We start from the raw sequence: 19,472 nt of genomic DNA on the forward strand, positions 1-19,472 counted from the left end.
GTTAAGGCACCTCCTTAACCTTAACATTGGTTATGCAGAGTATCCTACCTGATAGGTTGGCCGTATTTCCATTAATCAGCATTGTTATGCCTGAAATTTCGTCGGAAAGGTTAAGCTGGTTTGCGGGTAATACCATGCTTATGATACCAATGCTGACGTAAATCTTAACCACGTATTCCCTATTATACCTATCAATGAGCGACAATACAAAGAGCGATGAGGAAGTACTAATTTTATGTTCCCTCCAACCTAATAACCAATAATCATTGCCAAACTTAATATTGATACTCCTTAATAATGATGTAAATTCATTATCATCAAAACACCTACCCGTGACCAAATTTAATCTTCTTAAAAGTCTCCTTAAATCCCTGCCAGATCTTTTGGCTAATTCAACGACCATTTTATTCCGTCAATGGGCATAGTTTAAAAGCATGTCCTTAAAGATAACGATAACAAGCAATAGGTTATGGTGCTAATGACTTACTGATCACCGTTAATGATGTGAAAGTGACCTAATTGTCCATGAACAGATTGATAAAAATATATGTCATTTATTTGCAACCCTAATCCTAACCTTAACGCCATTAAGTAATGGCGTACCTGCATATTTACCCTTAACACGGCCTGTGAGGGTATTTATCGGCTTACCATCAAGGTCGATAAGGCTACTCTTATAAATCAACGCTACGCCAGGAGGCACATTACTATCCCTAACAGCCCTAACCCTAACAACACCAAACTCATTCTCTAGAACAACGACACCCTCATAATCATGGGTATAAACCACAGACTCTAGATTACCGTAAACCTCACGGAACTGCGTATTCGTATAAAGCGGATGCGAGGTAAAGACTAAGCGAACCTCATTATCACTCAATTCACTAGGCTCTACGGGATTAGGAAGGGGAAGTGCGTCAGGCTCGTTCGTGGGTAAATACCTCGGCTTTACCTTAACAATTTTCCTCACCCTAAGCTCCTCCAAAGTAACGCCAGCAGGCCTTATGGCCTTATCAACGGCATCCCAGGGATCCTCAAGAAGCAGTGGATGAGAGATCTCGAGCTCCTTAGCTAACTTACGTATTAAGTCAACCTCCGTTATACCCCTAGGAGACTTAATTGGCTCGTTGTAAACCAGGTAGTCATGCCAATAACTATAAATTACGTCATACTTCTCAAGGAATGTTGGCGCTGGAATAACGACATTAGCCAGCTTAGCCGTTTCAGACCAGTACGGATCATGAACGATTAATGCGACCCTGCCCTCACGAACAGCCTCAATCAACTTATCACCACCCGGCAGGGTAACCACAGGGTTCTCATTCCAGGCATATACAATATCCACCTCACCGCGCTCAATGTAATCCCCAAAATCCGCCATGGGTATAACCCTGGATGACTTAGCCATGTGAAGGCCCCTAAGGTAATCAAAGTCTATTCCCCAACCCAGGGAATTCGAGTAGTAATAACCCCTCTCAAGACCGATTAGGGCCGGGATTAGCGAAATCATGCCAATGGCATCACCGCCGTTTAATGAACGACCAAGGGCAAAGCCAATCAGTGTTAATGGTTTATAATCATGGTAAAACTCGGCAAGCCACCTAATGCCATCAACAGGCACGCCACTAACCCTCGATAAGTAATCAAGAGAGAACCTCCCAACGTAACTTGCCAAATCCTCGAAATGCCTAACCTTACCCTCAACGAGGCCCTCCTCGATCAAGACCTTAATTATACCAAGCGCCAGGAACACATCAGTGCCAGGCCTAACTATTACCGCCTTATCCGACTTCCTAACTGTGTCGCTGAACCTAACGTCAATCGCCACCTTGAACTTCTTAATGAACAAGGCCCATATGTGCGGCGCCGACACACTAGCCGGGAACGCCCAGAATACGGCAGCCCTATACTTAACAAAATCCTCGGGCAAAGCGCCCATGCTGGTGCCGTAATGAGCCCTAATGGCTGCATGGCCCTCCGCAGAGCATATGGACCTATCAGACTGTGATGCACCAATTACATTAAACAACCTGTCTGGGAAATACCACGTGAGTAATCCCTGATTTCCGTCATAGTCCGTACGCAGTATCCTTGCTGGATCCCTCTTTATGACCTCCCTGAATAGCTTCGCTACGTATTTAATGGCCTCGTCAATACTAACCTCCTTACCATCTATGTAAGCCGAAGTAACCCTATTCCTCTCATTCCTAATTAAGTCAGCCCTGCCCCTAGCACATGTGAAGCCATTAATCGGGAATATGCTAAGCGGTCTGTAATTCTCATCGAATATGCATGTGTCGTAGCAGTCCCTCGTACATGCAATCACCATGTTAATCAAGTGGTCAATCACGTACTAGTTATAAACTGATTCCCAGTGACAAGTGAGGATTAGCCATGGATAAAACATTTGACGTCGTGGTGATTGGTGCAGGCTCTACAGGGGCGACAACGGCGTATTACCTCGCCCAGGAGGGTTTCAGGGTCTTGGTGGTTGATAAGCGTGGGATCGCCCAGGGAATGACAGCCTACTCCCTAGGCCTTGTTAGGAGTTATTATGCCAATGAGGATGTGGCTCGGATGTCGCATTATAGTCATGGCTTTTTCATGAATTTCGAGAGGGAATTTGGCACTGGTGTATTTACGAAGACGGGCCTCCTGGTTATTGGTAATGATGAGGCTAGCATGAGGAGGACCTTTGACATGCTACGTAGTATTGGTGCTAGGGTTCGATTATTGGGTAGTGATGAAATTCGTGAAATGCTTAACGCTAGCGTTGCGTGGGGTGAGGCCGGCATTTATGAGGAGGATGCCGGCTATGTTGATACTGGCCTATACACGAACACCGTAATGAATAGGGCTAGGGAGTTGGGTGTTGAGTTTGTGATTGATGAGGCTCAGGTCAAGTTTGAGGGTAATGAGGTGGTTGGTGTGAGGCTCATTAATAGTGGCGAGGTTATAAGGGCTAACCACTACGTTATTGCAACCAACGTTTGGACCCAAAAACTATTACCACAGTTGAACCTGCCGATTAAGAACATTATTGAGAGGGTGATTAGGGTCGAAATAGGCAGGTCACTGCCTAACGTATTTGATTACGTGAACAACTTCTACATAAGGCCCGAGGGCTCTAGCTATGGTTTAATGGGCCTACTGTACCCACCCGAGGATGCTTGGCCAGACCCAGACGACTTCAATCCATTGGCCGAGCCGGAGTTTGACTATGCCGTTAATGTGATGGAGAACGCCGCCAAGAGAATGCCGTGGTTTACAAATGCTAAGTACCTGGGTGGCTGGAGGGGTTTATATGACGTTACTCCTGACTGGATGCCCATAATTGATGAGCCAATTAGGGATTTAATAGTCGTTGTTGGTTTGAGCGGTCATGGCTTCAAGTTGGCGCCGGCCTTCGCCTTGATGGTCACGGAATTAATAAAGTATGGAAAAGTAAGAACGTTCAGGGACATATTTAGGCTGAGCAGGTTTAGGGAGGGAAGGTTAATACAGGGGACTGCGCAGGAAAGGGCTGCATTTTAATGAGATCATGGGTATATTCTTTGTCCTCCTGTGTATGTTTCTAGGATCTTTATGTTTCTAAGTTCCTTCTCGTCAATGTTTAGTGGGTCTTTGTCGATTATTATGAAGTCCGCCAGGTAGCCTGGCTCGAGTTTACCGAGTTCATCCTCCTCACGGAGTAGGTACGCGGAACCGTATGTGTAGTGGTGAAGTGCGTCTGCCACGCTTACCTTCTCATTCTCCGTATACCTACAGAGCTCTATACCCTCATGGCAGCCCCTGGTAACTGCCGCGTACACGGTCTCCCATGGATTGAGAGGCTCAACTGGAGCATCCGTGCTGAAGCCGAGCATTACGCCATTATTAATTAACGTCTTGAATGGGTACACGTACCTAGCCCTATCAGCGCCAATCCTACTCACAACCCACCAATCAGTAATTACGAAGTGAGGTTGTACGGCCAATGCGATACCGAGTTCCTTAACCCTCTTGATCAGGTCTTCCCTTAACACGGATGCATGCTCAATCCTATGCCTAAGCACCTGGGCGTTACCCAACCTGTTGTAAATATCGAGTATCGTCTCGACCATTTTATCCCCAATACCGTGAATAGCGAGTTGAAGACCAGACTCAGCACTCCTCCTCGCAATACTCATCAACTCATCAAAGCTGTAATTCGGCCTGCCGGAATTACCTGGGTCATCATTATAAGGCCTTGATAACCAGGCGGTCCTAGCTCCGAGTGAGCCATCGGCAATGACTTTAATACCATTAATCCTCAGGTACTGAGAGCCGAAGCCGGCCCTAATGCCGAGTTGTCTCAGTAGTTCAATGACATCAATACCGTGATCAGATGGGTTTAGGTATGCCCTAACCCTAATTGGCAACCTACCGAGCCCCCTCTCAAGCATTATCAACGATTGTAGGCTTCTTAGGTCTACGGATACGAAGCCCACGGTCGTGACGCCAAGCGATGCTGCATACCTCATGGCATTTATCATGAACTCCCTAAAATCGTCAAGTGTGTACGAATCCTTCACCAACTCCTCAACCCTATCCAAAGCCCGCTCAACAATTACGCCCGTGGCATTACCCACCTCATCCCTAACCACATCCCTATCCGCCGCATTCAAGAGCCCGGTCAGTTCCATGGCCCTCGTGTTAAGCACGGCGGCATGTCCGCAGACTCTGACCAGCATGACGGGTCTATCGTTAACCACGTCATCAATGTCAAACTTACTCGGCCAACGCCTCTCCCTAAACAACTCCTGGTCCCAACCCCTACCTATTATCCACTCAGTCTTGACATTCTTCACGTACTCCCTAAGCCTACTCTTCAACTCCTCAATACTACCAACACCCCTTAAATCCAGTGTCGCTAGGTTGATGCCTATCGAGTCCAGGTGCGCATGGGCATCTATGAATCCCGGCATCACAACACGGCCCTTTAGGTCCACCTCCTCGAGCCCTAGGGCATCCGCAATCTTTAATGCCCTCGACTCACCACCAACATAAACAACCCTATCACCAACGACAACCATAGCCTCAGCCCTAACCAGGGGCTTAAATGACGAATAAACCAAACCATCAAACAAAACAAAACCGCTAACCATTACTTAGGGTTATCAAAGCGCCTATGTAAGTATTACTGACGAAGATCAATGGGCACCTTAACAATCGAAGCTATCCTAGACACTGTGGTTATGTTCGCCCTAGCCCTGATTATTTCGTTACCACATACGAAATTAACCATGTAATATCTACCATGTCTGACCATGATGACCTTATCAATCCTCAATTCTCTATGGTATAATTCTGAAAATGAGAGAATGATTACGATTACTATTATACCAATGATGAGGTTATAGATCATTAGAAGGAGGGATAGAACAATTAATAATACCGTGGTTGAGACACACAACTTAACCAGTATACTGTATCCATAAACCGTGATGCAACGTCTATACACATCACTTAAAGAAGCACTACTCATTAAGAATTAATGAATGCTGTAAATTTAAGAACCACGTAAGTCCAGAACCTCATTAGCCAAGGTATGTAGGTGGGCATCCCTGAGCCAATTGTCCACCGGCCCAGGTCTCATTAAGCTCAACACCAGGCGTGGGTACAGCATAGGTCTGGCCATTATAATTCACGTAACTAATGCCAGGAACTACGTTATAGTAAATATACTGACCAGGTGATAGTTGAACCTCGACAGCATAATAAAGCTGGTAACTAGTTTTATACGTCTGTAAATTCGTCAATTGCCCCATGTCTGAGAGTACGTTAATGACCCATTGAGCCCACGTTGGTAAACCGCCAGTTTCCACAATGGTCTCAACAATCACGCCACCCTCAAGTGCGGAGACTAAGGCAGACATTACTTGTAACAATGGTACATTGAATACATTAGCCACATATTCAGCGATTAAATATGGAAGAGCGGTTTCACTAGTCCCATTTGGGAAGTAGAAATATGGGACTCCGCCATTATTAACACTGCACCCTACATATTTAGGTGTTGGTAGGCTCAAGCCGTAGTAATTAAGGAATCTGAATATTGCCGTTACCGGTCCATTACCTGTATCTATGCCGTTTATGAGTCTGCTCTGAACATTAAGTCCCACGACATAATAGTAGTACTGGTTTGTGGGCGTGCATGTACCGAAGTAAGGATTACATGTCCAGTATTGGTATTGGGCCATACCATAAGCACCAGGCACGCCCAGATAATAAATACCAGGCCCTGTGAAGGTCGTACCGAAAGTACCTAACCATTGTAGGTATGGTGAACCGATGTCAAAGGACTGTGGTGTAAATGTTATACCGGCTACATATGCTATTACCTGCCCATTACTTGATTTTAACTCCTCGCCATATAATGAGAATGGCTGATTATTAGATGAGGACTGTATATAGATCTCTCCATACAGTTGTGCATTACTTTGGCTTAATTCATTGAATACATTTTGGCTCCATGAGACCCATAGCAGTGGTATTGTCCCGTTATAGCCGGTGCAGTTAGCTAGAGCTAGGTACCCATACGCCGTTGGTATAGTACCAGGCGCGTAGACTGGCGCCTCCGGTGATTGGCTCATACAGTCGTATAATTGGCCTGGTTGATCCGTATTATTGGAAAGCTCGAGTAACGGCTTCGCGACTGCAGGGCCTGCCGGCTTTAATTGGCTTATTGGTATGTCTGGTGGCGCGGTTGTGTTTATTTTGGCGTTAATAATTATTACGTAAGACTCATTGCCAATGTATAGTGGTGCTGGTGCATATGGTATCGTGAATGATTTGATGTAGACCCCACGTGGCGTTTGGTAGGTTATGAATACGAGGAGTGCCGTGTATAGGCCCGGCTGTATTGAGTGCCAGGTACTCCTTAGCATCCAGGAGACCCATCTATCCACGGCGTAGGCTATGCTGGGCGTGTCCATGGGTATCACCACCCTTGAGCCGGCATAAACCCTAACGGGTACTATGTGGTATGGCGTTAAGGCGAATACCGTAACTGAGGCGTTACTCAGTGGTTTGCCATTTATTGACTCGATGTTTATCACAATCCTCGAATAGTTAATGCCGTTAGCAGTCACCTTATAGACCAGGTACTCCTCACTCACGCCCTTAATTGGTGAGTAGGTCCAGTACCTGTAAAGTGTTGGTTGTTGGCCTGTGGTGGCTAGTACCATGATAATTAATGAAATCGTCAAGGCGAGCATTAAGGCGGTTAATACCCGCGCCCTGACCATACCCATCATATTTACAGAAATTAACGGGCTTTTTTTTACTTCGCCTATTCATAAAGAGTGAGTCGAACCGCTTTGTAAGCCTTCTCACCAGCTTAGCCTTTCACTCTTATTGATATATTGCCTCGCTCCTCAAAGCACCCTTAACAAGGCTCACTCTCTTCCTTATGCCCTTTGGAATTCGCCGTGTTTAATGCGTTGAGCAATAATTCCATCATATTAACACCTTACTTATCAATTTCTTAACTAACTCATCAATATTAGCCATGCATTGGTAAGTAAAAACCCACAGCATTAAATATAACCTTTAACTCTCAACCCTACTAAGGGATCATCGAGATTCTTATTGAGAAATTTAATACATCTGAGTGTCAGGAAGTCGTAAGGCGTTAGTACACGTACCTACTGAGCACAGTTAGTAAGACCCTGCAAGGTAACTTGATCATTGCGATTTGTTGATTACACACCTAGGGCTTCGCGGAAAGAAGTATTTGATTAATTAAGAACGTGAAGGTTAGTATTGCTTAAGCTAGGGTATTGGTTAGGGAGATCGGTAATGCGTTGCAATGATTTTGTGGTGGACCGGCCGGGATTTGAACCCGGGATCTCCCGCGTTCTTGGGAGCTCCGTGCAAGGCGGGCATCCTTCCAGGCTAGACTACCGGCCCAAGGGAAGCCGAGAACCAAGAAATTTAAGCTTTTGCCTGTGTTTTGCCTAGTTCTTTTTCGTAGACTATGAACTTGCCGTAGTAGTTCTCGAAATCGCCGTTTTCCGTGGCCAGTACCTCGGTTTTGGCGGGTATCGTTGGTGGCCCTACGGAGAATTCACCAAGACCTATACCCCTGCCGATGTATACTTCATTTATCATGGTCATTACAAAGTCCTCGGTGGCCCTCGTACATAACCAATGCTTTCTTGTCGTACAGTAAAGTCCGTTTGTTTTCCTCAATGCATTCCTGACCACCTCCCGCATTGCCTCCCCGCGGATTATATCCACCGAACTCGGCTTTGCCACGCCTGTGAATAAAGTTAGCACTTCGTGAAACCCGAGGGACCTTGCTAGGCGGTGGCTTGGTTCGTTCCAATCGGCGATCATTAACATTGCGTATTTAATACCGTTTTTGACCGCTTCATTGAGTACGTACTCCGTTAATGCTTTACCAATGCCCATCCGTCTATAGTTGGGGTGAACCCGTAATCCCTCTAGCCATGCCGTACTTGTCTCCCTAATTAATACCATATTCAACACACCGACCACGTGGTTCTCAATAACCGCCACGTAAGCCGTACCCTCATTAATCCATTCATTAATGGCGTTAGGCACGTAGTCACCCCACGAGAACGTATTTCTCGTGAATTCAATTATTTGCCCAGCATCGCTGGGTAGTGCCTTCCGTATCGTTAATTCAGTCATTATGGTCACTGGTTTTATACCTCGATAGTTTTTACCTTTTCCCTATTACCCTGCAATAAAGCACTTAAACACGTGTATGGGTTATCTTCCGTGGGTTCGTTAACTTTGAGCTTCAGTAATGGTACTCTGATTGTGGAGGGTCCTGCCACGGTTACTGTGGTGAATGGGCAATGTGAGGTGCTGGGTTGTCCCGTGAGTGGTTCCCTAAGTGTTGAGAGGTTTAGGGCGTTGCCCATATTTGCCAGTGGTTCATGCACGTTATCCATTAGTGGGGGTTCCGTCAGATATGTTGATGGTAGTACAATACCGAGTGACTGGGATAACCTTAACCTCGAGGGTATTGCCCTAGTCGTTGGTGATATTGATTCTGGTAAGACCACGTTAACCACGTACTTACTTAATAGGCATGTGACCAAGGGATTAAGTACATGTATCGTGGATGCCGATGTCGGTCAATCATCAATAGGGCCTCCTGGTGTCATTGGGCTTTCCTGCGTTGGATTACCAACACCGACCATGGAGGATTTGCATATGATGAGCGGTGTTTTCGTTGGTTGTAATAGTCCATCACAATGTGTTGGTAGGTTTATCAGTGGGGTTAGCGCCATGGTTAGGGAGGCCTTTAGTAGGACGCCAGGTCTCGTGCTAATTGACATGCCTGGCTGGGTTGTGGATGGTGGTATTGAGTTGATAAGGAATGTCGTTGATACGGTCGGCGCAGACTACGTGGTATCCATAGGCATTAATCTACGCCTAAGGTCGGGTGTTAAGGTAATTAACGTCTCTAAGCCGAAGTATGTAAGGCCCAGGAACCCCGATGAGAGGAGGTTTCTGAGGAATCAGGCCTTACGTAGGTACTTAGGTGGTGAATTAATTAACGTAAGCATTGAGCTGAATAAAATCATTGGTAACTCGGTGATTGAGTGCATAGTCAATAATTGTGGTCATTACGTAGTTGATAATGTGACCGAGGTCACTAGGCATGGTGGTGTGGTTAAGGTGCCGTCCAGGCTCCTCAATAATATGTTCATTGGCTTAATACGTAGAGGCTTCCTGGCGGGTTTCGGTGTGATTAAAGAGTTTAACCTTAAGGAGGGTGTTGCAAATGCCGTCGTAACGACGGACTACTTTGATGATGCTGTTATGGGTAAATTACGCGTCGACCCCGAGAGGCTGGAGGAGATCGAACCATTCCCACTACTTTAATAACCTGAGACGAAGATCACCGTCACGATATTCAGGTTACTGCCGGTCCATCCAGTGCGTATTATGGTGTTTGTTTTTTCGAATATAATAGCCGTGTTATTATTACGTAATTCGCCTATGGGATCAATACCCAACTTCATGGCCTCCTCAATTAGGTGACCATCAGCAACACAGCCTGCCGCATCTATATTACCATCAATACCGTCGGTGGCTATGGAAATCATGGAAACACCATCAACACCCCTAACCGATAAGGCAAAGCCCGTGCACATTTCCGTGGTCCTACCACCCCTGCCATTACCAACCACCGTCACTGTCGGCTCACCACCTGATAGTATCAATCCCCTCCTTATTGGGACTCCCCTAAACCTGGCCTCCAGGGCTATACTCGCTAGGTACCTACCGACTTCCCTGGCCTCCCCATCCATTCGCGACGTGAGTATTAATGATTCCATACCAAGTGATTTAGCGTAATTTGCCAAGTCCGTGAGTACATCCATGTTGCTTGCGATCACGTAATTCCACGTGTTAGTTAATTCCTTAGGGGTCTCCTCAATAACGCCTTTTAAGCCCTGTTCAAGGGTGTCCCTAACCGTACCTGGTACCTTATCCCAAAGACCCCTATTCCTTAGTATGGCTATGGCATCCCTATATGTGGTTGGGTCAGGGACTGTTGGTCCGCTGGCAACCGTTGCTGGGTCATCACCAGGTACGTCACTGGCTATTAGGGTTATTACCTTACCACCTCTCTTAACTACCTCTCTGGCAAGTCTGCCGCCCTTCGTCATTGATAGGTGCTTCCTCACGGTATTAATCTCGTGAATAGTGGCTCCGCTTCTTAGGAGTAAGTTGTTGACCTCCCTAATGTCCTCAAGGCTCAGGCCTCTAATGGGTACCTCAACGAGAGCAGAACCACCACCGCTAATCAGGAATAGTACGTAATCGCCACTCCTAACATTACTAATTAGGTCGAGTATTTTCAAACCGGCATTAATACTTGCCTCAGTTGGCAGTGGGTGTGTTGATTCGAGAATCCTTATTTTTCGTAGATTACCTGGCGTTCCCCTGGGGACCACGGCGATACCGTCAATTATTTTATCGTAGGCCGCATCCTCAATGGCCTTAGCCATCCCTATTGAGCCCTTGCCAATGGCTATGACGTAGAAGTTATTAATTTCGTGCCCCATGATCCTTACCTTACCATTATCGACACTAATAGCTCTTGAGGTTCTGAGGTATAAGTCCGAGGACTTAAGAATAAGACCTAGTATATCGCTTAGTAAGTCACCGCCGAATACGGGAAATACCACGTTAATTATTAGTGGCAATTGATTTTTTAAGGCTTGGGTTGATACCAGACCGTATGATCGACACTGATGGGTTAAGGGCAAGGTTGAGGGAGCTTGAGGAGGTTAAGGATGAGGTTATTGAGACTGGGGTTAAGGTGAATAGGCTTTCTAAGTCCGTGATATACTCACTAATTAGGGATGATGTTGAGACAGCGCGCAGGTACATAAGGGAGATGCAAGATCTCGTTAATAAACTAAGGGAGTTAATTGCTAAGTACCCAATGTATTATAATAATGCCGTCATTAGTCTCCAGGAGTACGTTGAGGCTATGACCATGTGGTTCTTCATGACCGAAAATAGGATACCGAGCCCAAGCGAGCTAGGTGTCGATGCCGAGCCCTACATAAACGGCATTGCCGACTTCACGGGCGAGCTTAGTAGGAAGGCGACTGAGGAGATGATTAAGAACAACCTAGACTTCGCGTTAAGGGCTAAGAAGGTGATGGAGGAGCTTTACCTGGATTTACTCAGTCTAGAGCCCAGGGATTACGAGATGAGGAAGAAGGTTGATTACGTGTCATCAAATATTAACTGGTTGAATGAAAAGATATTCTACAAGACATTAAATATTAAGGTAGTTCAGGAACCATCATCGAAGAACTCTGACGTAAATAACTCGTTGGAGTAAAGCTTAAAAATTTTCTAAATTTCTCGATCTCGTGACCTCCCTTCACCGGAAATATAGGAAATGAACAAAGTTCCACAGTAAATACAGGTGTGAAGCTAAGAAAGGCCTTAACGTTTTGGGATCTGCTCTTCCTATCAATATCAGGAATGGTTGGTAGTGGGTGGTTATTCGCAGCCTTAGCGGGCGCCGCCTATGCTGGCCCAGCATCATTAATATCCTGGCTTTTAGCTGGGGTATTCTTCACATTCATAGGCCTATCATACGCTGAATTAGGCTCAATACTCCCATTTAGTGGTTCACTTGTTCGTATTGACCACTACGTACACGGCTCAATCTCTAATTACCTACTCGGTTGGGCGTACTTAATTGGTTCAGCCACCACAATATCCATGGAGGCTGAGGCAATAATAATGTACACAAATAAGTATTTACCGCTCTTTAGTACCGAGTCTGGCTACTTGACGCCACTTGGTATTTTAACGGCGGCAGCATTAATAGGTATTTTCACGGTCATACAAGTAATTGGCGTTAACATATTTGGTAAGATTAATACGGCAATAACCATTTGGAAGTTCATAATACCCACAGCCACAGTAATACTCCTAATAACCCTATACCTACACCCGGGTAATTTCACGGCATATGGAGGGTTCGCACCACTGGGTTGGACCGCCGTCTTTACGGCATTAATCCCCAGCGGCATTATCTGGGCCTATGAGGGATTTAGACAGGCCCTTGAGTACGCTGGTGAAGCCAGGAATCCAAGGCGTGACGTACCGATGGCCCTAGTTCTATCGATAATACTCGTGGCAATACTATACATGGCATTGGAGATCGCATTTATAGGAGGGATCGACTGGAGCAAGATATACCTGCCTAATAGTAAGGGTCAGTACGTAATCCCAATAAAGCCCGGTGACTGGAGCGACCTATTAAACTCTAATTGGGCAGGCTCACCATTCTACTCAGAGCTGTACGTGAGTGGTATCGTAGTTCTTGTACTGTGGGCCACGATATTGCTGATCGATGCGTGGGTCTCACCCGCGGGTACCATGGGTGTATACATTGGCACAACGGCAAGGAGTCTCTATGGACTTTCAAGGCAGGGTTACTACCCAAGCATTTTCGGTAATTTACATGAAAAATTCCAGACCCCGTGGTTCTCATTCATAGTTACTTACTTAATAGCCGTACTATTCCTACTGCCATTCCCAACCTGGTACCAAATAGTCAGCATATCAACAACAGCGACAATAATTAACTACCTGGCTGGCGGCCCAGCATTAATCATATTAAGGAGGACTGCGCCGAATATTAATAGGCCGTATAAGGTCCCAATGCCATTACTGGTTGGGTTACTGAGCTTTATAATATCCTCAATGCTCGTTTACTGGACAGGTTGGCCTTACCTGGGCTATATATTCGTAATAACGGCCTTCGGCTTACCATTACTAATCCTAGGCTATAGAAAGGTCATTGGCATGGGCTATGGCGAAGCCGTGGCTTTCTCGGCGATTTTCTGGATCGCGTTAATAATGGTGATTTATTACGGATTCGTAATTAACGCACTACCGTTTTATGAGTATTGGACTGCATTCGCATTAATATTAATTGGAGGTATTACGTATCTGTACTATAGGTCGAGGGATGGTTACGTTAGTAGAGAGATTAAGGCGAGTACCTGGTTCATCAGCTACATGATCGTGTTTGGCGCCTTATCATACATAGGCTCACTGGGCATGGGCTACATACAATACCCGTGGGACTACCTAATTGCGTTGGCTATGTCAATAGTATTCTTCATAATAGCAGTGAGACAGGGATTTGAGACTAAGGAGATAAGGCAGGTTAAGGAGGGTAACCTACCCATTGAGTAACCATCTGACCTCCTCCCCGCCCTGAAGGGCGAGGGTTCTTGGTGTTGCTAGTGCGGGGAGGTTTGGGCTACATTCCCGTTTGGGTTCAGCCCCAGGCCTGGTCTTCGGCCCGTTACCCCTATCCCCGCGTGGGGACTCGGGGTTATGGCTTTAGTTAGAATATTGTATGCACCTACGATGTAACAACGAAACACTTAGGGTTTAAATCAAAATAGTGAATACCTTATGTTGAATCCTTATGTGTGAGGATGAGGTGTTAAAGGACTTAATACCTAGTGAGGCGTTGCTCATGTTTAAGAGACTCATAGGGAAGGACATTGGTGTTGCCTGTGACTTCTTAATGAGACATTATAGGGATGAGTATTGGCCTAGAAGAGCTGGCGTAATGCCTCCGTTAAGGAGGGTAAGGAGTAACAACGTGGTTAAGTTGCCAAGTCCCAAGGGCGTAACTATGACCGTGAGCAACGCGATTATAGCAAGGAGAAGCGCGGGGGACTTCATTGATGAGCCGATAAGTATTGATGACTTGGCAACGATGTTATTTCTAGGACTGGGTATTACGGGCTGGACCCAGGCCTATGGGTTTGATAAATACCCACTTCGTGCATATCCATCCGCAGGTGCTTTACAGCCTATTGAGGCTTACCCGGTGGTTCATAACGTGATGGGGCTGAGGGAGGGACTTTACCACTATGACCCGTTCAACCACGCATTGGAAATCCTTAGGTTGGGTAGGTTTAATTCATTAATGGCTAACTTAGCCCTTGGGCAGGACCACGTCAGTAGGGCGTCAGTGGTCATCGTACTCACGGCATTTTACTCACGAACCCGGTGGAAGTACTGGAAGAGGGCTTTGAGGTATGTCCTCCTGGATGCAGGTGCAGTCATGGAGAACATATATGTCGTGGCTACTGGGTTGGGGCTTGGTGTTAGGGCTGTGGGTGCTTTTTATGACGAGGAGTTGTGTAGGTTCCTTGGTATTGACTGTGTTGAGGAGTTTCCCGTACTCTTAATGCTTATTGGTAAGGAGACACGTGGTTTTTAATTGGGAGTGAATTATTGAATGCTTATATCGAACCTATTATACTCCTTATCTTCTCAATCTTCCTCTCCAACTCACCGCATTTCTCATCAATGATCCTACTCACCTCATCCTCGGTGTATAATCTTTCAATCTTTAAATCAGAGAAATTAAGCTTATTTGCTTTTTGATCGTATGAAACCACGACACTTATCCTCACAAGGGCCAACTTATCAATGTTCCTCTTAATCATCTCGTCATACACGGTCTTATTCAACTCCGCTATATCCCTAAGTATAACGTCCTCGGGGACCATCTTTGAAAAAGCCGCGAATGCGGCACGCCTTAGCTTATCTGCGAACCTAGCCGCTATTATGATGCCCGTCCTTAACTCGACGGTTAATGGTCCATGGAATGTGAATCCGCTGTATAGTTTTTCATATTCCGCTGCTCGTTCCTTATCTCGTTCTACATCCTCACTTGGTTTCCAAGACATATTACACTCTTTAATTGGGCTTCATTTAAAACTTATTTTCCAATGCCGGGTTAAACACTTAAGTAGGGGGTGCACTCTATTATTTTGATCTGAATTGGGTGGATTACGTAGGGTTGTGCTTGATGTTGATATACCAAGTAGTGTCTCTACTGTGGAACTCGCGGATAGGCTTGGCAGGGTTAGCGGTGTTAAGGCTGTTAATGTCACCGTGACCGACACGGACGTTGAGGTTCTAGGTCTGGTCATTGTTATTGAGGGTGATAACATAAACTATGATGACGTGAAGAGGGTTATCGAGGACTTGGGTGGTGCGATTAGGAGTATTGACCAGGTAATTGTTGGCGAGTACATACTTGAGCTTAATCCTCAGTTGCTTAAGGAGAGGTGAGTATGGTAAGTATTAACGGTAGGTACTTAGTGCTTGGCTTCCTAGATAGCGTTTTGACCACGCTCGTATTAGGTGAGACCATGCGAAGTACTGTTAAATTAGTGATTATAGTTACGACAATAAACCTAATAACGGCGTTCATGGCCGAGTATATCGAGGAGAGAAGCTCATTAAGCCATATCGAGAGAGCGTTATTGATGAGGAGAGGTTCGCTATTAAGGACGAGCTTACATAGGAGGGCCATATACGATGCATTAATTAAGGGCTTGGTATTTGGCGCCGTGTCGCTGTTGGGTGCTTCGGTTACGAATTATACGATGTACTTGGTTAGGGTGTTTTGGATACCCGTGATTCCAGTGGTAATTCTCGGAATCTTTGGCACATTGATGAGCAGGTACTTTAGGGGTAATGCCGTGTTATGGCTCATATTATATGTAATACTTGGCATTATAATGTCATTTATAGGAACCATTGTTTAATAATCATTAATTCATGATGATAAATTGACAGGTTTGCCCTCCTTTAATATCTTATTTCCAAGCTCCGGACTTACCTTGACCAATTGATCCTTAACCCTATCCAGGAAGGCCTTATCCTCCTCCTTATTCCTGAGTTCATCGGGTAGCAATATCGGTATCTCATCCTTAATTGGATACCAACGACCACATTTAGGGCAGTATAATATGCCATCAACAACCTCCTTCTTAATGCATTCATCGCACGGTAATTCCTGTGGATTCGGGTAATTCTTTATGAAGACATTCTTAAGGGCACAGTATTCTTCACAGAATGGCCTTTTGTTCCATTCATACTTTCGTTCAGGATACTCCCTCTCTTTAAGCACTATTAATGTCAGTGGGAATGTTTTGTCGTACGGACATGCCAATACATCCATTAATCTGTACTTCACGAGAAAGCCCTGCTAATACCCTCTTAATTACTTTTACCTTTAATGGATTTGAACACCTTAGTACTTCCTCTCCTCAGGCTTCCATCTCGTTATGCGGACAGGTACGTAACTAAGCCTCGGCCCATCAGGCGTGTAGAAGTATAGTGTATGCTTCAACCAATTAACATCATCCCTCTTTGGATAATCAAGCCTATAATGGGCGCCCCTCGACTCGGTCCTTGTTAATGCACCAACAATTATTAATTCCGCCTGTTCAAGCAGGAAGTCCAGCTCAAGCACATCCTTAAGGTTTGTATTGTAGTACCTACCCTTATCCTCAATCCTAACATTCAGGAACCTCTCCCTCAACCTCTTTATTGTTGAATAAGCCTCCTCAAGCCCATTCTTGTCCCTAAACACATAGACGTAGGTGTCCATTGTCCTATTCATCTCCTCTCTAATGGAGTACGGATTTTCAGCGCCAACCTCCTTATGGAGTAACTTATCAAAGATCCTGCTTTCCTCATTGGCCGCCTTAGTTGCTATATCACCTGTATACTCAAGCATTGAGTCTGGAGCTGACATCGCGTATTTAGCGGCAGCAGCACCGGTCAACCTACCCCACACGAGACATTCACTTAATGAGTTGCTACCTAGCCTATTGGCTCCGTGAACACTAACGTTAGCTGCTTCACCGGCGGCCCATAAATTCGGCACTCTGGTTTTGTCCTCATCAAGCATTACTTGGCCGTATAAATCAACGTGTATGCCACCCATCATGTAATGCATTGCTGGCCTAACGGGTATTGGCTCATCAACTGGGTCAATACCTAAAGTCTTAATCGCTATTTCCCTAATCATCGGTAATCTCTTATTTATCCTCTCCTCACCAAGATGCCTCAGGTCTAATAATACGTAGCAGAGACCAGACTCCTCGTCCACGAAGCCTCTGCCCTCCATGCACTCCGTAATTATCGACCTACTGACTATGTCCCTGGGAGCCAGCTCCATTCTACTCGGCGCGTATCTCTTCATGAACCTCTCACCCTCCTTATTAATTAAGTAACCACCCTCACCCCTTGCACCCTCTGTTATTAAAATGCCATTGGGAACCAAGGCTGTTGGGTGGAATTGTGGAAACTCCATGTCCTTAAGTGGTATTCCAGCCCTATATGCCAATGAGTAACCATCACCCGTTGATGACCAGGCCATTGTCGTGAACTTGTAAACCCTGCCATTACCACCAGTCGCAATTATACCCGCTTTGGCAAGTATTACCTTAAACTCACCAGTCCTTAGGTCAATTGCGGTAACTCCCTTGAATACCCCGTGGTCCATCAACAACGATGTGACGAAGTGCTCATGAAGGAATTCAACATTATCAAACCTAAGTACATTATCGTATAACGTACTCATTAAGAAGAAGCCACTCTTATCCTGAGCGAATGTCGTCCTAGGAATAGACATGCCACCAAATGGCCTTTGAAGTATCCTGCCCTTTTCATCTCTGGACCAGGGAACGCCTAGGTGATCCATAAATATTATTTCCTTAGGGGCTTCACGCACCAGTAATTCAACGGCATCCTGATCCGCGAGAAAGTCGCTGCCTTTAACGGTATCGTACGCATGTAGATCAAGGCTATCACCAGTCTCCTTTGGGTATAAAACTGCGCTTGCACCACCCTCAGCACTGACGGAGTGGCTCCTCATTGCATGAACCTTTGATAGGACTGCAATCCTAATTTTACCCTGGGAAACCCTGGCTGCCTCAAAGGTGGCTCTTAAACCGGCTAAGCCGGAACCAATAATTATCAAATCGTACTTAAGTACTTCAGTCATATCTTACTTCGTTTTACATAGGTGGTTTATATTTTCTTCCCTTATCGAAACATCAGGGCTGGGATAAGCATTATTAATACCTTCCTTAGTATGGCTTATTTGAATGGCATTTTTGAATGAGGAGGAGTTGGAGAGTAAGATTAAGGAATTGAGTAGTGAAATTCTTAGGATTAGGAATGAAATTGAGAGTAGGGAGAAGGAGCGGGAGGGCCTTCGTAATGAGTTGAATAAGGTTAGGGAAGAGATAAGTTCAGTGATAAATCAACTCAATAGTAAGAGGGCTGAGTTGAAGGGTGTTAAGGATGAAATCGCTAAGCTGAGGAAGAGTAGGGATGACATAGTGAGTACGTTAAAGCAACTTAAGGATAAAAGACTTGAACTGCTTAAGAGGATTAAGGAATTGATAGATAGGGTAAGGAAGTATAGGGAATTGCTGAAAATGGTTAATGACTTAATTGGTGGTAAACCCGTTGATAAGGATAAGTTAAAGGAGTTAATAGATAAGCTTGAGTTTGAGCATGAGATATCGCCCACGGATCCTGAGAAGGAGTGGGAATTCTTTAGGACAATACAGCAGTTGGAGAAGGAGTTGAACGCGGCCGAAGTACTTTCGAGAATTAAGGAATACATAAGTCGTGACTCTCAGGAAATTGAGAAAATGCGTAAGGAAAGGATGGAGTTAGGGCAGCAAATGAGGGATCTTTATAATAATGTCCTTGCTAATATCAAGTCTCAAATACAGGAATTGAAGAAGAAGAGGGAATCCATTGTTAATGAAATCATTCAATTAAAGAGTAAGAGGGACTCGCTTAAGGCTCGTCGGGATGAGTTAAAGAAGGCTATATTGAGTAAGTCGGCTGAGATTAAGGATTTAAGGACTCGCTTAAGGGAATTGAATGAGGAATTAAACAAGTACCAACTATTACTGGCGGCTGCACGCAAGTCGAAAAGCCTCGCCATAAAGAAGCAGGAGGAGGCAAGGATCAAGGAAGAGTTAAGGAGAAGGGCTGAGGAAGGCCTTCAGAAGTTGATGAAGGGTGAAAGAGTATCACTGAATGATTTATTAGGTCTGGAGTATGATGAAGAAAATGAGAAGTGA

At 45.3% G+C, this 19,472-nt stretch carries 18 protein-coding genes and 1 tRNA gene; 8 read left to right on the top strand and 11 right to left on the bottom strand.

Features of this window, described 5'->3' with window-relative positions:
- Nucleotide 1: 1 nt before the first annotated feature.
- Complete coding sequence (locus VDIS_RS08855; protein ID WP_013336894.1) at nucleotides 2-403, bottom strand: hypothetical protein; 402 nt, start codon at nucleotides 401-403, stop codon at nucleotides 2-4.
- 147 nt (nucleotides 404-550) lie between these two features.
- Nucleotides 551-2,329 (bottom strand): molybdopterin-dependent oxidoreductase, encoded by a 1,779-nt coding sequence (locus VDIS_RS08860; protein WP_013336895.1) that lies wholly within the window; start codon nucleotides 2,327-2,329, stop codon nucleotides 551-553.
- Between the two features lie 65 nt (nucleotides 2,330-2,394).
- Here VDIS_RS08860 and VDIS_RS08865 point away from each other — a divergent pair, with 65 nt between their 5' ends.
- Entirely contained in the window at nucleotides 2,395-3,534 is a 1,140-nt protein-coding gene (locus tag VDIS_RS08865; RefSeq protein WP_013336896.1) for an NAD(P)/FAD-dependent oxidoreductase, read from the top strand.
- Between the two features lie 5 nt (nucleotides 3,535-3,539).
- Here VDIS_RS08865 and VDIS_RS08870 read toward each other — a convergent pair whose 3' ends face one another.
- From VDIS_RS08870 to VDIS_RS08890, 5 genes are all read right to left on the bottom strand, one after another.
- Nucleotides 3,540-5,126 carry an amidohydrolase gene (locus tag VDIS_RS08870; RefSeq protein ID WP_013336897.1) on the bottom strand — a complete coding sequence of 529 codons (1,587 nt, stop codon included), beginning with the start codon at nucleotides 5,124-5,126 and terminating at the stop codon, nucleotides 3,540-3,542.
- 32 nt (nucleotides 5,127-5,158) lie between these two features.
- On the bottom strand, nucleotides 5,159-5,482 hold the full coding sequence (locus VDIS_RS08875) for a hypothetical protein (protein WP_245522496.1): 324 nt from the start codon (nucleotides 5,480-5,482) through the stop codon (nucleotides 5,159-5,161).
- Nucleotides 5,483-5,558: 76 nt separating this feature from the next.
- Entirely contained in the window at nucleotides 5,559-7,274 is a 1,716-nt protein-coding gene (locus VDIS_RS08880) for a hypothetical protein (RefSeq protein ID WP_013336899.1), read from the bottom strand.
- Between the two features lie 566 nt (nucleotides 7,275-7,840).
- Nucleotides 7,841-7,932: transfer RNA gene (locus VDIS_RS08885), tRNA-Ala, on the bottom strand.
- Nucleotides 7,933-7,956: 24 nt separating this feature from the next.
- Nucleotides 7,957-8,679, bottom strand: coding sequence for a GNAT family N-acetyltransferase (locus VDIS_RS08890; protein WP_013336900.1), 723 nt, complete (start codon nucleotides 8,677-8,679; stop codon nucleotides 7,957-7,959).
- Nucleotides 8,680-8,769: 90 nt separating this feature from the next.
- On the opposite strand from VDIS_RS08890, the gene VDIS_RS08895 reads away from it, so the two are divergent.
- Nucleotides 8,770-9,885: a Clp1/GlmU family protein gene (locus VDIS_RS08895; RefSeq protein WP_013336901.1), complete on the top strand. Its 1,116-nt coding sequence runs from the start codon at nucleotides 8,770-8,772 to the stop codon at nucleotides 9,883-9,885.
- Here VDIS_RS08895 and VDIS_RS08900 read toward each other — a convergent pair.
- Entirely contained in the window at nucleotides 9,882-11,195 is a 1,314-nt protein-coding gene (locus VDIS_RS08900) for a glycerate kinase type-2 family protein (protein WP_013336902.1), read from the bottom strand. The genes VDIS_RS08895 and VDIS_RS08900 overlap by 4 nt on opposite strands.
- A gap of 53 nt (nucleotides 11,196-11,248) precedes the next feature.
- Between VDIS_RS08900 and VDIS_RS08905 the strand changes: the two genes are divergently transcribed.
- The 3 genes from VDIS_RS08905 (at nucleotide 11,249) to VDIS_RS08915 (ending at nucleotide 14,785) form a co-directional block, all read left to right on the top strand.
- Nucleotides 11,249-11,863 carry a translin family protein gene (locus VDIS_RS08905; protein WP_013336903.1) on the top strand — a complete coding sequence of 205 codons (615 nt, stop codon included), beginning with the start codon at nucleotides 11,249-11,251 and terminating at the stop codon, nucleotides 11,861-11,863.
- Between the two features lie 89 nt (nucleotides 11,864-11,952).
- Nucleotides 11,953-13,740 carry an APC family permease gene (locus tag VDIS_RS08910; RefSeq protein WP_245522497.1) on the top strand — a complete coding sequence of 596 codons (1,788 nt, stop codon included), beginning with the start codon at nucleotides 11,953-11,955 and terminating at the stop codon, nucleotides 13,738-13,740.
- A 238-nt stretch (nucleotides 13,741-13,978) separates the two neighbouring features.
- Nucleotides 13,979-14,785, top strand: coding sequence for a SagB/ThcOx family dehydrogenase (locus VDIS_RS08915; RefSeq protein ID WP_013336905.1), 807 nt, complete (start codon nucleotides 13,979-13,981; stop codon nucleotides 14,783-14,785).
- A 22-nt stretch (nucleotides 14,786-14,807) separates the two neighbouring features.
- On the opposite strand, the gene VDIS_RS08920 is transcribed toward VDIS_RS08915, so the two are convergent.
- On the bottom strand, nucleotides 14,808-15,257 hold the full coding sequence (locus VDIS_RS08920; RefSeq protein WP_013336906.1) for a DUF2258 domain-containing protein: 450 nt from the start codon (nucleotides 15,255-15,257) through the stop codon (nucleotides 14,808-14,810).
- A gap of 94 nt (nucleotides 15,258-15,351) precedes the next feature.
- Between VDIS_RS08920 and VDIS_RS08925 the strand changes: the two genes are divergently transcribed.
- A complete protein-coding gene (locus VDIS_RS08925) occupies nucleotides 15,352-15,645 on the top strand; it encodes a DUF211 domain-containing protein (RefSeq protein WP_013336907.1) in 294 nt (97 codons plus the stop codon).
- Nucleotides 15,646-15,647: 2 nt separating this feature from the next.
- Nucleotides 15,648-16,124, top strand: a complete 477-nt coding sequence (locus VDIS_RS08930; RefSeq protein WP_013336908.1) for a hypothetical protein — start codon at nucleotides 15,648-15,650, stop codon at nucleotides 16,122-16,124.
- 11 nt (nucleotides 16,125-16,135) lie between these two features.
- On the opposite strand, the gene VDIS_RS08935 is transcribed toward VDIS_RS08930, so the two are convergent.
- Nucleotides 16,136-16,555, bottom strand: a complete 420-nt coding sequence (locus tag VDIS_RS08935; protein WP_052885816.1) for a Trm112 family protein — start codon at nucleotides 16,553-16,555, stop codon at nucleotides 16,136-16,138.
- A gap of 57 nt (nucleotides 16,556-16,612) precedes the next feature.
- Nucleotides 16,613-18,373 carry a succinate dehydrogenase/fumarate reductase flavoprotein subunit gene (locus tag VDIS_RS08940; RefSeq protein WP_013336910.1) on the bottom strand — a complete coding sequence of 587 codons (1,761 nt, stop codon included), beginning with the start codon at nucleotides 18,371-18,373 and terminating at the stop codon, nucleotides 16,613-16,615.
- Between the two features lie 103 nt (nucleotides 18,374-18,476).
- Between VDIS_RS08940 and VDIS_RS08945 the strand changes: the two genes are divergently transcribed.
- Nucleotides 18,477-19,472, top strand: coding sequence for a coiled-coil protein (locus tag VDIS_RS08945; RefSeq protein ID WP_013336911.1), 996 nt, complete (start codon nucleotides 18,477-18,479; stop codon nucleotides 19,470-19,472).

This window comes from Vulcanisaeta distributa DSM 14429, from assembly GCF_000148385.1.
Classification (GTDB): Archaea; Thermoproteota; Thermoprotei; order Thermoproteales; family Thermocladiaceae; genus Vulcanisaeta; species Vulcanisaeta distributa.

What these genes read in the sequence shown, in the direction of transcription:
- VDIS_RS08855 (WP_013336894.1), bottom strand. Translation starts at nt 403, where the DNA reads ATGGTCGTTGAATTAGCCAAAAGATCTGGCAGGGATTTAAGGAGACTT.
- VDIS_RS08905 (WP_013336903.1), top strand. Translation starts at nt 11,249, where the DNA reads ATGATCGACACTGATGGGTTAAGGGCAAGGTTGAGGGAGCTTGAGGAG.
- VDIS_RS08865 (WP_013336896.1), top strand. Translation starts at nt 2,395, where the DNA reads ATGGATAAAACATTTGACGTCGTGGTGATTGGTGCAGGCTCTACAGGG.
- VDIS_RS08915 (WP_013336905.1), top strand. Translation starts at nt 13,979, where the DNA reads ATGTGTGAGGATGAGGTGTTAAAGGACTTAATACCTAGTGAGGCGTTG.
- VDIS_RS08940 (WP_013336910.1), bottom strand. Translation starts at nt 18,373, where the DNA reads ATGACTGAAGTACTTAAGTACGATTTGATAATTATTGGTTCCGGCTTA.
- VDIS_RS08890 (WP_013336900.1), bottom strand. Translation starts at nt 8,679, where the DNA reads ATGACTGAATTAACGATACGGAAGGCACTACCCAGCGATGCTGGGCAA.
- VDIS_RS08945 (WP_013336911.1), top strand. Translation starts at nt 18,477, where the DNA reads ATGGCATTTTTGAATGAGGAGGAGTTGGAGAGTAAGATTAAGGAATTG.
- VDIS_RS08870 (WP_013336897.1), bottom strand. Translation starts at nt 5,126, where the DNA reads ATGGTTAGCGGTTTTGTTTTGTTTGATGGTTTGGTTTATTCGTCATTT.
- VDIS_RS08880 (WP_013336899.1), bottom strand. Translation starts at nt 7,274, where the DNA reads ATGGGTATGGTCAGGGCGCGGGTATTAACCGCCTTAATGCTCGCCTTG.
- VDIS_RS08920 (WP_013336906.1), bottom strand. Translation starts at nt 15,257, where the DNA reads ATGTCTTGGAAACCAAGTGAGGATGTAGAACGAGATAAGGAACGAGCA.
- VDIS_RS08860 (WP_013336895.1), bottom strand. Translation starts at nt 2,329, where the DNA reads ATGGTGATTGCATGTACGAGGGACTGCTACGACACATGCATATTCGAT.
- VDIS_RS08930 (WP_013336908.1), top strand. Translation starts at nt 15,648, where the DNA reads ATGGTAAGTATTAACGGTAGGTACTTAGTGCTTGGCTTCCTAGATAGC.